We start from the raw sequence: 12,313 nt of genomic DNA on the forward strand, positions 1-12,313 counted from the left end.
CCCCCATCAGGCCTTGTCGCCACCAGGCTCAGTGCCACCGAAACGTCGCTCTCGATTAGCGAAAGCATACAGCGCACCTTCAAAGTCTTGTTCATCGAAATCGGGCCAAAGAACATCAGTAAAGTAAAGTTCAGCATAGGCAATTTGCCAGATAAGAAAATTACTGATTCGATGCTCTCCCCCGGTCCTAATCACTAAATCAACGGGAGCCAGTTCATGCATGCAGATCTGCTGTGACAGCAGTTCTTCACTAATTTGATCGGGGCGGAGCTCCCCTTCCTGAACCTGTTCGGCTAAGCGCTGAACTCCCTGAACAATATCCCATCGACCGCCATAGTTGGCCGCGATGTTCAATGTTAACCCCGTATTATTTTCCGTCAGCGCTTCGGCTTTGCGGATCCGCTCCTGCAGGCGCGAATTAAACCGACGGATATCGCCAATGATCCGCAACCGAACGTTATGGCGGTGCAGACTTTTCACTTCGCTGTCCAGCGCCCAGACGAACAGCTCCATCAACGCACTTACCTCTTGCTCAGGGCGATTCCAGTTTTCACTGCTGAATGCGTATAGCGTTAATGCTTCAATACCGTTACTTGCCGCATAGGAGACGGCGCGGCGCACGGATTTCGCCCCGGCTTTATGCCCGAAGGCGCGAATCTTACCTTGCTTTTTCGCCCAGCGACCATTGCCATCCATAATGATCGCCACATGACGGCAACCGTGCGATGGTTGATTCTCACTGGTTGGTTGATTAGCAGACAACATAACGCGTTTTTAATCCATGAAAAGGGATGAGTGGTACCCCGGAATACAGCTATACACTCCATCCACCAGGCAAGCCCGAATGATTTTACGTATCTTTGTCTCGCAAAAAAGCCGTGCTAAATCACGGCTCTCCCAACCACTCAGCAAAAATGCACTGCGATCGGGTGGCGCAGACTATATCACTGAAGCCAGACGCTAACAAATACCGCGACGGTTGTATGCTGATTCGGTTCTCATTACCTGACGAAATGTTTCGTCTGTATTGCCGCCTCTTCACGCGCCCTGGCATCAATCATCAGCACCTCATCCACGTTCTGTGGTTCACGGTGGTTAAGATGATTAAGCACCGCCAGATTGACGCTAGCAATATCTGTAAAGCGGATTTGGCCATCAAGGAACGCTGCCACGGAAACTTCGTTCGCCGCGTTCAGCGCCGTTGTTGCCGCCTGCCCCTGCTCGAAGGCTTCCATTGCCAGTTTCAGGCAAGGGTAGCGAGCATAATCTGGTTCTGAGAAGCTTAATGCGCCCATCTTGCAGAAATCTAACGGCTTCGCGCCAGAAACAACGCGATGAGGCCACGCCATGGTATTGGCGATTGGCGTCCGCATATCAGGCTCACCCAACTGCGCCAGTACGCTGCCGTCCTGGTACCGCACCATTGAGTGAATCACCGACTGAGGATGAATCAGTACTTCCATCTGCTTAGCTGAAGCATTGAACAGCCAGCGGGCTTCGATGTATTCCAGACCTTTATTCATCATAGTGGCCGAGTCGACGGAGATTTTACGCCCCATCGACCAGTTTGGATGACGGCAAGCCTGATCCGGCGTCATTGCGCCGAGCTCACTGATTGGCGTCTCACGGAACGGACCACCTGACCCGGTAAGCAGAATGGATGACACCCCATGCTGCTCAAGGTCAGCGTACCCTAAGTCGGACTGAAAGCTTTGCGGTAAACTCTGAAAGATGGCGTTATGCTCACTATCAACCGGCAGAAGCTGCGCGCGATGCGCTTTGACCGCCTCCAGGAACAGGCGTCCGCAGGTCACCAGCGACTCTTTGTTCGCCAGCAGGATGGTTTTACCTGCACGAATAGCCGAGAGCGTCGGCAGCAGTCCCGCAGCACCAACGATGGCCGCCATCACCTGATCGACCTCATCCAGCGCTGCGACATCACACGCCGCCTGCTGCCCACAAAGCACTTCCGTACGGCTGCCATGTTCACGCAGCGCCAGCTTCACCGCATCAGCGCTCTTCGCATCATCCATTACCGCATAGCGAGGGACAAACTCCAGGCACTGTTCAACCATCCGCTCGACGTTTTTACCTGCCACCAGCGCCGTTACCGCAAAACGTTCACGGTTGTGACGCACCACGTCCAGCGTGTTGCAACCAATAGAGCCCGTAGAGCCCAGGACAGTTAATTGCTTCATGAGATATTCCGGATAGATAGATTTACTCTATGGATTTCAAGCAGCAGGAAGGCGGCAAGTGGTTCGGGTGAATGAGCGCAGCCAACGCACCAGCGGCTTGAAAGACGACGAGTAAAAGCAAAACGCCGCCAGCAAAGCAATAATGCTTCCTGTACGGCGTTCATCGCGCAACTTACACAGCTTAGAACTGCATCAGTTCCGCTTCTTTCTCAGCCAGCGCCGCTTCAATTTTCTTGATAGCAACGTCAGTCAGTTTCTGTACGTCTTCCTGAGAACGGCGATCGTCATCTTCGCTGATCTCTTTGTCTTTCAGCAGCGCCTTCACTTTATCGTTCGCATCACGACGAACGTTACGCACGGAAACGCGCGCCTGTTCAGCTTCGCCACGGACGATTTTAGTCAGGTCTTTACGACGTTCTTCGGTCAGCGGAGGCAGCGGAACGCGAATGTCGGTACCGGCGGAGCTTGGGTTCAAGCCGAGGTCAGACGCCATAATCGCTTTCTCAACGGCCGGGCCCATAGAACGGTCGAATACGTTGATTTTCAGGGTACGGGTATCTTCAACGGTTACGCTTGCCAGCTGACGCAGCGGCGTAGCGGTGCCGTAATACTCAACGACAATGCCGTCCAGCAGGCTAGGAGAAGCACGACCCGTGCGAATTTTGCTGATTTGGTTTTTGAATGCTTCTACGCATTTGTCCATGCGTACTTCAGCATCTTTTCTGATATCGCTAATCACGTTACGAATCCTTGAAAACTAGTCTCAGTCGACCAGACAATGACACATTGCTATGAATGCGCTAAGTATAGTCTCGTTTAAATCATGCCACAGAATATCTCAATTCTGCCGGATAAACGCGAATCTTACCCGGAAATGGCCTCAACGGAAATTATTCCGTAATTAAAGTGCCTTCTTTTTCGCCCATCACCACGCGACGCAATGCGCCTGGTTTATTCATGTTGAATACGCGAATTGGCAATTTGTGGTCACGAGCCAGCGTAAAGGCCGCTAGATCCATGACTTTCAGTTCTTTATCCAGCACTTCGGTGTAGGTCAGCTGCTCATACATGGTGGCAGACGGATCTTTTGCTGGGTCAGCGGTGAACACGCCGTCAACTTTGGTTGCTTTCAGTACCACGTCGGCTTCAATTTCGATGCCGCGCAGGCAGGCTGCAGAGTCAGTGGTAAAGAACGGGTTGCCAGTACCGGCGGACAGAATCACGACGCGGTTATTACGCAGCAGGCTGATGGCCTCTGCCCAGCTATAGTTGTCGCAAACGCCGTTCAGTGGAATCGCTGACATCAGGCGAGCGTTCACATAGGCGCGATGCAGTGCGTCACGCATTGCCAGGCCATTCATTACCGTTGCCAGCATGCCCATGTGGTCGCCCACAACGCGGTTCATACCTGCTTTCGCCAGACCCGCACCGCGGAACAGGTTGCCACCACCAATGACGACACCCACCTGGATGCCCAGCTCAACAAGTTCTTTAATCTCTTGCGCCATGCGGTCAAGAATACTTGCGTCAATACCGAAGCCTTCAGTCCCCTGCAATGCTTCACCGCTAAGCTTGAGCAGAATACGTTTGTAGACAGGTTTTGCGTTGGTAGCCATTTTCTTTCCTGGAGTGTCACGATTGGGATGGTAAAAATTCTGGTGACATCATGCGTTCCTTGCCAGAGCGTCCCTATAGGAGCTGGCTGATTCTCACATGACGATTTTGTGCGTTAACCTTTAGCGCACAAAAGAGAGCCGCCCTCAGGCGGCTCCTTTACAGCAATTAAGACTGCTTGGACATTGCAGCAACTTCTGCTGCGAAGTCAGTCTCAACTTTCTCGATGCCTTCGCCCACTTCGAAGCGGATGAAGCCAGTTACGTCAGCGTTGTGCTCTTTCAGCAGCTGACCAACAGACTTGCTTGGATCCATAACGAATGGCTGGCCAGTCAGAGAAACTTCGCCGGTGAATTTCTTCATGCGGCCTTCAACCATTTTCTCTGCGATTTCTTTTGGCTTACCAGACTGCATCGCGATGTCCAGCTGTACCTGGTATTCTTTCTCTACCACTTCAGCGGATACGTCTTCTGGTTTAACGAATTCTGGCTTGCTTGCAGCAACGTGCATTGCCAGCTGTTTAACCAGCTCTTCGTCAGCGCCTTTAGCAGCAACCAGAACACCGATCCGTGCGCCGTGCTGGTAGTTACCCAGAACTTCGCCTTCCAGGGAAGCCACGCGACGGATGTTGATGTTCTCACCGATTTTAGCAACCAGCGCAACGCGTTCTTCTTCGAACTGTGCTTTCAGAACGTCAACGTCGGTGATGTTACCAGCAACAGCTGCGTCCAGAACTTTGTCAGCAAATGCCTGGAAACCGGTGTCTTTAGCAACGAAGTCAGTCTGGCAGTTAACTTCCAGAATGAAGGCGATGTTGCCATTGATTTTGGTTTTGATCACGCCGTCAGCAGCAACGTTGCCTGCTTTTTTCGCTGCTTTGATAGCACCGGATTTACGCATGTTTTCGATTGCCAGCTCGATGTCGCCATTAGCTTCAGTCAGGGCTTTTTTGCAATCCATCATGCCTGCGCCAGTACGCTCACGCAGCTCTTTTACCAGGGAAGCGGTAATTTCAGCCATTCTAAAATCCTCGGAAGATTTGATCTGCCCGGCGTCAAACCGCACAGATTTAAAAGTGAAAAAGGGGGCCATAAACAGGCCCCCTAACCAAACGTGTTACTACCTGGTTTATAAGGGCTCTTTCGAGCGTGCCTTATTACTCAGCTTCTACGAAGCTTTCTTCCGCCTGGGAAGCCAGATCAGAAGAACGGCCTTCACGAACGGTAGCAGCAACTGCGCTCAGGTACAGGGTCACAGCACGGATTGCATCGTCGTTACCAGGGATAACGAAATCAACGCCATCTGGATCAGAGTTGGTATCAACGATAGAGAATACTGGAATACCCAGGTTGTTCGCTTCTTTGATAGCAATGTGTTCATGGTCAGCATCGATAACGAACAGTGCGTCCGGCAGGCCGCCCATGTCTTTGATACCGCCCAGGCTGTTTTCCAGTTTCGCCAGCTCACGAGTACGCATCAGCGCTTCTTTCTTGGTCAGCTTGTCGAAAGTACCGTCCTGAGACTGAGTTTCCAGATCTTTCAGACGTTTGATGGACTGACGAACGGTTTTCCAGTTAGTCAGCATACCGCCCAGCCAGCGATGGTTCACGAAGAACTGGTCGCAGCTGTTAGCAGCTTCTTTCACAGCTTCGCTTGCAGCGCGCTTAGTACCAACGAAAAGGATTTTACCTTTACGAGCGGAGATCTTGTTCAGTTCAGCCAGAGCTTCGTTGAACATTGGTACAGTTTTCTCAAGGTTGATGATGTGAACTTTGTTACGAGCGCCGAAGATGAAAGGCTTCATTTTCGGGTTCCAGTAACGGGTCTGGTGACCGAAGTGAACACCAGCCTTGAGCATGTCGCGCATGGAAACAGTTGCCATGGTTAAAACCTCTATAGATTAAGTTGGGGTTATGCCTCCACGTATCCCATATTACCGACCCCGAAGGGCACCCCGGAATATGTGCCGATACGTGTGTGTTATTTACACAAAGTGAGATTTGTCGCTTCCGGACAAAACAATGAACGGAAGTTCGGCGCGCTTTATACCATAAAATCGATGCCGACACCAACAGTTGTTATCATTACGCAGGGCACGAAAGGCGAAGTTCAGAATGATTCTCAATTTGGCACAGGACGCTTCTGGCTGTTAACATTGACATCACTAATACTCAATTATTGTCGAAAAAATCGACACTGATGGACATATTCCATGGCGATTTCTATTAAGACCCCTGAAGATATTGAAAAAATGCGCGTTGCCGGCCGTCTGGCCGCTGAAGTGCTGGAAATGATCGAACCGTACGTGAAGCCTGGCGTGACTACTGGCGAACTGGACCGCATCTGCAATGACTATATCGTCAACGAGCAGAAAGCCATCTCCGCCTGTTTGAACTACCACGGTTTCCCAAAATCCGTCTGCATCTCCATTAATGAAGTGGTATGCCACGGTATTCCGGATGACGAAAAACACCTGAAAGACGGCGACATCGTCAACATCGACGTCACGGTCATCAAAGACGAGTTCCACGGTGACACCTCCAAAATGTTTATCGTCGGTAAACCAACCATTCTGGGCGAGCGTCTGTGCCGTGTGACTCAGGAAAGCCTCTACGTCGCGCTGAAAATGGTGAAACCGGGCGTGAACCTGCGCGAAATCGGCGCCGCTATCCAGAAGTTTGTGGAAGCGGAAGGCTTCTCCGTCGTGCGCGAATACTGCGGTCACGGCATTGGCCGCGGCTTCCATGAAGAGCCGCAGGTATTGCACTATGACTCTCGTGAAACCGACGTGGTCCTAAAACAGGGCATGACCTTCACTATCGAACCGATGGTGAACGCGGGTAAGAAAGAGATCCGCACCATGAAAGACGGCTGGACGGTAAAAACCAAAGACCGAAGCTTGTCTGCGCAGTACGAGCATACTATTGTGGTGACAGACAACGGCTGCGAAATACTGACGTTACGCAAGGATGACACCATCCCGGCGATAATCTCGCACAACGAATAACGAAAAGCCGGCGAATGCCGGCTTTTTTTATGGGTGATAGTTTTTTCTTATGGGCGGCGCGCGATGAGTAATTCCATACCTGAACTGGCTTGTACCATTCTCCCTGCCCTGCCCGGTCAGCCGGAGAATCCGGTCGACTGGCCCGAAGCCAGTTTGAACTGCACCGATATCAAAAACCGGCTCGATGAGTTTCAGCGCTGGCTGGGCGTTGCCTTTGACGAAGGCATCTCTGCCGAGCAATTGATTGAAGCGCGCACCGAGTTTATCGACCAACTGCTGCAACGCCTGTGGCTGCTGTACGGTTTTGGTCCCGTGGAAGATACGGCGCTGGTTGCCGTCGGCGGCTACGGTCGCGGCGAACTGCACCCCCTTTCCGATGTTGACCTACTGATTTTAAGCCGTAAAAAGCTGCCCGATGAGCAGGCGCAAAAAATTGGTGAACTGCTGACGCTGCTCTGGGACATTAAGCTGGAAGTGGGCCACAGCGTGCGAACACTGGAAGAGTGTCTGCTGGAAGGGCTATCGGACCTCACCGTCGCCACCAACCTGATTGAGTCACGCCTGCTGATTGGCGACGTTGCGCTGTTCCTTGAGCTGCAGAAACATATCTTCAGCGAGGGCTTCTGGCCGTCGGCAAACTTCTTCCCGGCCAAAGTCGCCGAGCAGGAAGCGCGCCACCAGCGCTATCATGGCACTAGTTACAACCTCGAACCGGACATTAAAAGCAGCCCCGGCGGCTTGCGCGATATCCACACCATTCAGTGGGTCGCCCGCCGCCACTTCGGCGCGACATCACTCGATGAAATGGTGAGCTTCGGCTTCCTGACTGAAGCGGAGCGTAACGAGCTGAACGAGTGCCTGCACCTACTATGGCGTATCCGTTTTGCCCTGCACCTTGAACTCAATCGCTATGACAACCGCCTGCTGTTCGACCGCCAGTTTAGCGTAGCCCGCCGCCTGAAGTACGAAGGCGAAGGCAACCAGCCGATCGAACACATGATGAAGGATTTCTATCGCGTCACCCGCCGCGTCGGCGAGCTGAATCACATGCTGCTGCAGCTTTTCGATGAGGCGATCCTCGCGCTCACCGAAGACGAAAAGCCGCGGGCGATTGACGATGACTTCCAGCTGCGCGGCACGCTTATCGATCTACGCGACGACACCCTGTTCGTCCGTGAGCCGCAGGCCATTCTGCGCATGTTCCACATCATGGTGCGTAACAGCAGCATTACCGGTATTTACTCGACCACGCTGCGCCATCTACGTCATGCGCGTCGCCACCTTAGCCAGCCATTGTGCTACATCCCGGAAGCACGTGAGCTGTTCCTGAGCATGCTTCGTCACCAGGGCGCCGTCAGTCGTGGCTTGCTGCCGATGCACCGTCACAGCGTGCTGTGGGCCTATATGCCACAGTGGTCCTATATCGTCGGTCAGATGCAGTTTGACCTGTTCCACGCCTACACCGTGGATGAACACACGATTCGCGTGATGCTCAAGCTTGAGAGCTTTGCCCACGAAGAGACACGCCCGCGCCATCCGTTGTGCGTCGATCTCTGGCCACGGCTGAATCATCCAGAGCTTATTTTAATTGCCGCCCTGTTTCATGATATCGCTAAAGGGCGCGGCGGTGACCACTCCATTCTCGGCGCGCAGGATGTCCTGAAGTTCGCCGAGCTGCACGGTCTTAACTCGCGAGAAACCCAACTGGTCGCCTGGCTGGTACGTCAGCATCTGCTGATGTCGGTCACTGCCCAGCGTCGCGATATTCAGGATCCAGAAGTGATTAAACAGTTTGCCGAAGAGGTGCAGACCGAGCATCGCCTGCGCTTCCTGGTATGCCTGACGGTTGCCGATATCTGCGCCACCAACGAAACCTTGTGGAATAGCTGGAAGCAGAGCCTGCTGCGCGAGCTTTACTTCGCCACCGAGAAACAGCTACGTCGTGGGATGCAGAACACGCCGGATATGCGCGAACGCGTTCGTCATCATCAAATGCAGGCGCTGGCGTTGCTGCGTATGGACAACATCAACGAAGAAGCGCTGCACCAAATCTGGAATCGCTGTCGCGCCAACTACTTTGTGCGCCATACGCCGAACCAGCTTGCGTGGCATGCCCGCCATCTGCTGAAGCACGATCTGACGCAGCCGATGATCCTACTCAGTCCACAGGCCACCCGAGGCGGTACGGAGATCTTTATCTGGAGCCCGGACCGCCCCTATCTGTTTGCCGCCGTGTGCGCCGAGCTTGACCGCCGCAACCTTAGCGTCCATGACGCGCAGATTTTCACCACCCGCGACGGTATGGCGATGGACTCCTTTATCGTCCTTGAGCCAGACGGCAGCCCGCTCTCCGGCGACCGTCACGAAGCCATCCGCTTTGGGCTGGAACAGGCGATTACCCAACGCAGCTGGCAGCCACCGCAGCCCCGTCGTCAGGCAGCAAAACTGCGCCACTTCTCGGTCGATACCGAGGTCAATTTCCTGCCGACCCACACCGACCGAAAATCATTCCTCGAGCTTATCGCGCTCGACCAACCCGGCCTGCTCGCTCGCGTCGGCCAGGTGTTTGCCGACCTCGGGATCTCGCTCCACGGGGCGAGAATTACGACAATTGGTGAACGAGTAGAAGATTTATTTATAATCGCCACCGCCGACCGGCGTGCGCTTAATAATGTGCTCCAGCAAGAAGTGCAACAACGGTTGACAGCAGCCCTCAATCCAAACGATAAAGGGTGACGTATTTTTTTAAGTAAATGGAAAGAGTAAACAATGCAGCAATTACAGAACGTTATTGAGTCCGCTTTTGAGCGTCGCGCCGACATCACGCCGGCAAATGTGGATACCGTAACCCGCGAAGCGGTTAACCAGGTGATTTCCCTGCTGGATTCCGGCGCGCTGCGTGTCGCTGAAAAGATTGACGGTCAGTGGGTGACTCACCAATGGCTGAAGAAAGCGGTTCTGCTCTCTTTCCGTATTAACGATAACCAGGTTATCGACGGTGCGGAAAGCCGCTACTTCGATAAAGTACCAATGAAATTCGCTGACTACGACGAAGCGCGTTTCCAGAAAGAAGGTTTCCGCGTGGTACCACCGGCAGCCGTTCGTCAGGGCGCATTCATCGCTCGCAACACCGTGCTGATGCCATCCTACGTGAACATCGGTGCTTACGTTGACGAAGGTTCCATGGTGGATACCTGGGCGACCGTAGGTTCTTGCGCGCAGATCGGCAAAAACGTTCACCTGTCCGGCGGCGTCGGCATCGGTGGCGTACTGGAGCCACTGCAGGCGAACCCAACCATCATCGAAGACAACTGCTTCATCGGCGCACGCTCCGAAGTCGTTGAAGGCGTTATCGTGGAAGAAGGCTCTGTTATCTCCATGGGCGTGTACCTGGGTCAGAGTACCAAAATCTACGATCGCGAAACCGGCGAAGTATTCTACGGCCGCGTACCGGCGGGCTCCGTTGTCGTTTCCGGCAACCTGCCATCCAAAGACGGCAAGTACAGCCTGTACTGCGCGGTGATTGTGAAAAAAGTAGACGCCAAAACCCGCGGTAAAGTGGGCATCAACGAGCTACTGCGTACTATCGATTAATAAGATGCGAAAAAGCGGGGGCAACCCCGCTTTTTTTTATTCTTAAGCTGGCGGAAATAGATTTTTTCGTTAATTATTCAATAGTTAATTTAGATCAGGGGTACCGCTATGTACGATAATTTAAAAAGCCTGGGGATCACCAATCCCGATGAAATCGATCGTTACAGCCTCCGGCAGGAAGCCAACAACGATATCCTGAAAATCTATTTCCAGAAGGATAAGGGTGAGTTTTTCGCCAAGAGCGTGAAGTTCAAATACCCACGCCAGCGTAAAACCATCGCCGGCGATGGTCAGGGCTTCAAAGAAGTGCAGGAGATCAGTCCGAACCTGCGCTACGTGATTGATGAGCTGGACCAGATTTGTCAGCGCGATCGCACCGAAGTCGATCTTAAGCGTAAGATCCTTGACGATCTGCGCCATCTTGAAAGCGTGGTGACCAACAAGATCAGCGAGATTGAAGCCGATCTGGAGAAGTTAACCCGCAATAAGTAAATTTTGTACGGTTTGTCTTCCCGGGGTCGCTTGCGCTCGCCCGGGCTACAAGCCAAATGTAGCCCGGCCAAGCGCAGCGCCGCCGGGTTCTATTACCGTTGTTCATCCAACTGCAACGCAATATACAGCAGTAAACGATCGTCAAAATTCCCCAAATCCAGCCCGGTCAGCTCCGAAATTCGGTTCAGCCGATACTCCAGCGTATTGCGGTGAATAAACAGCGCCTTTGAGGTTGCCAGCGGCTGCACGTTATGGCGAAACCACGCCGCCAACGTACGACGCAGCAGGCCGTTGTTATCCATCGCCTTCAAACGCATCAACGGGCGCGACAGCTCATTGGCCTGCCAACCACCGCGCAGACTGTCGAGCAGCACCGGCAGCATCAAATCCTGGTAAAAATAACTGCGGCTCTCCGGCATACGCTGTTTACCCACCATCATGGTGGTGCGCGCCGTACGGTAGGAACGGGCAATGCTGCCCGGCCCGGTAAAATAGTTGCCGAGCGCCACGCGAAAACGCAGATGCCCGTTCTCTTTCATGCGGGAGATCAGCTGTTCCACGCGCTTCTGGTGGTCTTCCGCGTCCCAGCGGCCAAACTGGTTAAGCGCCGGTTTCAGCACCACCATCTCGGTCAGTGAGACTATCGCAATCAGGTTATTACGCTCCGGCGTCGTCAGCGCATTTTGCAGCTGCTGAAGCTCCGCCATCGCGCTATCCACGCCCAACTGCCCGCTGTCGACTTCCACGACTGCCGCGACGCGCGGCTGATTAAGGTCAATGCCCAGCCTCTGAGCCCATTCGGTCAACGCCGGCGTGTTCTCTTCGGCCTGAATCAGGTTCATTACCAACTCTTCACGCAGACGGCTATCCTGCGCCAGCAGATGCATCAAGCGCGATTGCTCGAGCATCATCTCTGCGGTCATGCACACCAGTTCACCGTATTTGCGCAGCGTTTCCGGTTCACCGGTCAAGCCGATAACGCCGACAATCTCGCCTTCCAGGCGCAGCGGCAGGTTGATCCCCTGACGCACCCCGTGCAGATGACGGGCTACGGCATCGTCGATGTCCACCACGCGCCCCTGAGAGAGCACCAACAGTGCACCTTCGTGCAATTCCCCAATACGTTCACGATCGCCGCTGCCGATAATGCGCCCGCGGGCATCCATTACGTTGATATTGGTATCGATAATGCGCATCGTGCGCGCCACGATATCCTGCGCCATTTTAGTATCAAGATGCCAGCTAGCCATGAACCCCTCCTGTGAGCAGGTTACATGATAGGAAAGATGCAAAAGCGCTGCACTGTGCAAATGCACAAAGCACGGTTGAGATCTATGGAGTTGTGGGGTGCTTCACATTACGAAGGGAAAAACCCTTTCCCCGGGCGGGGAAAGGGTTGAGGTCGCGA

General features: G+C 53.5%; 11 protein-coding genes. 4 read left to right on the forward strand and 7 right to left on the reverse strand.

Annotation, left to right across the window (positions count from 1 at the left end):
• Positions 1-6 precede the first annotated feature (6 nt).
• From ispU to rpsB, 6 genes are all read right to left on the reverse strand, one after another.
• Positions 7-765 carry a (2E,6E)-farnesyl-diphosphate-specific ditrans,polycis-undecaprenyl-diphosphate synthase gene (gene ispU / locus V6944_RS11725; protein WP_333499075.1) on the reverse strand — a complete coding sequence of 253 codons (759 nt, stop codon included), beginning with the start codon at positions 763-765 and terminating at the stop codon, positions 7-9.
• Between the two features lie 236 nt (positions 766-1,001).
• Positions 1,002-2,198 (reverse strand): 1-deoxy-D-xylulose-5-phosphate reductoisomerase, encoded by a 1,197-nt coding sequence (ispC, locus tag V6944_RS11730; protein WP_333499076.1) that lies wholly within the window; start codon positions 2,196-2,198, stop codon positions 1,002-1,004.
• A gap of 181 nt (positions 2,199-2,379) precedes the next feature.
• Positions 2,380-2,937, reverse strand: a complete 558-nt coding sequence (gene frr / locus V6944_RS11735) for a ribosome recycling factor (RefSeq protein WP_035891962.1) — start codon at positions 2,935-2,937, stop codon at positions 2,380-2,382.
• Positions 2,938-3,088: 151 nt separating this feature from the next.
• Positions 3,089-3,814, reverse strand: a complete 726-nt coding sequence (pyrH, locus tag V6944_RS11740; RefSeq protein WP_185669221.1) for a UMP kinase — start codon at positions 3,812-3,814, stop codon at positions 3,089-3,091.
• A 166-nt stretch (positions 3,815-3,980) separates the two neighbouring features.
• The gene (gene tsf, locus V6944_RS11745) at positions 3,981-4,832 is read right to left on the reverse strand and encodes a translation elongation factor Ts (RefSeq protein ID WP_333499077.1); all 852 of its coding nucleotides are present in this window, start codon (positions 4,830-4,832) and stop codon (positions 3,981-3,983) included.
• Between the two features lie 136 nt (positions 4,833-4,968).
• A complete protein-coding gene (gene rpsB, locus V6944_RS11750; RefSeq protein ID WP_185669223.1) occupies positions 4,969-5,694 on the reverse strand; it encodes a 30S ribosomal protein S2 in 726 nt (241 codons plus the stop codon).
• 330 nt (positions 5,695-6,024) lie between these two features.
• Here rpsB and map point away from each other — a divergent pair, with 330 nt between their 5' ends.
• The 4 genes from map (at position 6,025) to V6944_RS11770 (ending at position 10,905) form a co-directional block, all read left to right on the forward strand.
• The gene (gene map / locus V6944_RS11755; RefSeq protein WP_333495932.1) at positions 6,025-6,819 is read left to right on the forward strand and encodes a type I methionyl aminopeptidase; all 795 of its coding nucleotides are present in this window, start codon (positions 6,025-6,027) and stop codon (positions 6,817-6,819) included.
• Positions 6,820-6,882: 63 nt separating this feature from the next.
• Positions 6,883-9,555, forward strand: a complete 2,673-nt coding sequence (gene glnD, locus V6944_RS11760) for a bifunctional uridylyltransferase/uridylyl-removing protein GlnD (RefSeq protein WP_333499078.1) — start codon at positions 6,883-6,885, stop codon at positions 9,553-9,555.
• A 33-nt stretch (positions 9,556-9,588) separates the two neighbouring features.
• Positions 9,589-10,413 (forward strand): 2,3,4,5-tetrahydropyridine-2,6-dicarboxylate N-succinyltransferase, encoded by an 825-nt coding sequence (gene dapD, locus V6944_RS11765; protein WP_004872026.1) that lies wholly within the window; start codon positions 9,589-9,591, stop codon positions 10,411-10,413.
• 108 nt (positions 10,414-10,521) lie between these two features.
• On the forward strand, positions 10,522-10,905 hold the full coding sequence (locus tag V6944_RS11770; RefSeq protein WP_035891957.1) for a DUF3461 family protein: 384 nt from the start codon (positions 10,522-10,524) through the stop codon (positions 10,903-10,905).
• Positions 10,906-10,997: 92 nt separating this feature from the next.
• Here V6944_RS11770 and cdaR read toward each other — a convergent pair whose 3' ends face one another.
• Positions 10,998-12,155, reverse strand: a complete 1,158-nt coding sequence (gene cdaR, locus V6944_RS11775; RefSeq protein ID WP_333499079.1) for a DNA-binding transcriptional regulator CdaR — start codon at positions 12,153-12,155, stop codon at positions 10,998-11,000.
• Between the last annotated feature and the right edge of the window lie 158 nt (positions 12,156-12,313).

The organism is Kluyvera sp. CHPC 1.2972 (assembly GCF_036759925.1).
Lineage (GTDB): Bacteria > Pseudomonadota > Gammaproteobacteria > Enterobacterales > Enterobacteriaceae > Kluyvera.

Excerpts from the sequence above, each read along its gene's own strand:
- ispU (WP_333499075.1), bottom strand. The coding sequence starts at position 765 with ATGTTGTCTGCTAATCAACCAACCAGTGAGAATCAACCATCGCACGGT.
- ispC (WP_333499076.1), bottom strand. The coding sequence starts at position 2,198 with ATGAAGCAATTAACTGTCCTGGGCTCTACGGGCTCTATTGGTTGCAAC.
- pyrH (WP_185669221.1), bottom strand. The coding sequence starts at position 3,814 with ATGGCTACCAACGCAAAACCTGTCTACAAACGTATTCTGCTCAAGCTT.
- tsf (WP_333499077.1), bottom strand. The coding sequence starts at position 4,832 with ATGGCTGAAATTACCGCTTCCCTGGTAAAAGAGCTGCGTGAGCGTACT.
- rpsB (WP_185669223.1), bottom strand. The coding sequence starts at position 5,694 with ATGGCAACTGTTTCCATGCGCGACATGCTCAAGGCTGGTGTTCACTTC.
- map (WP_333495932.1), top strand. The coding sequence starts at position 6,025 with ATGGCGATTTCTATTAAGACCCCTGAAGATATTGAAAAAATGCGCGTT.
- glnD (WP_333499078.1), top strand. The coding sequence starts at position 6,883 with ATGAGTAATTCCATACCTGAACTGGCTTGTACCATTCTCCCTGCCCTG.
- dapD (WP_004872026.1), top strand. The coding sequence starts at position 9,589 with ATGCAGCAATTACAGAACGTTATTGAGTCCGCTTTTGAGCGTCGCGCC.
- V6944_RS11770 (WP_035891957.1), top strand. The coding sequence starts at position 10,522 with ATGTACGATAATTTAAAAAGCCTGGGGATCACCAATCCCGATGAAATC.
- cdaR (WP_333499079.1), bottom strand. The coding sequence starts at position 12,155 with ATGGCTAGCTGGCATCTTGATACTAAAATGGCGCAGGATATCGTGGCG.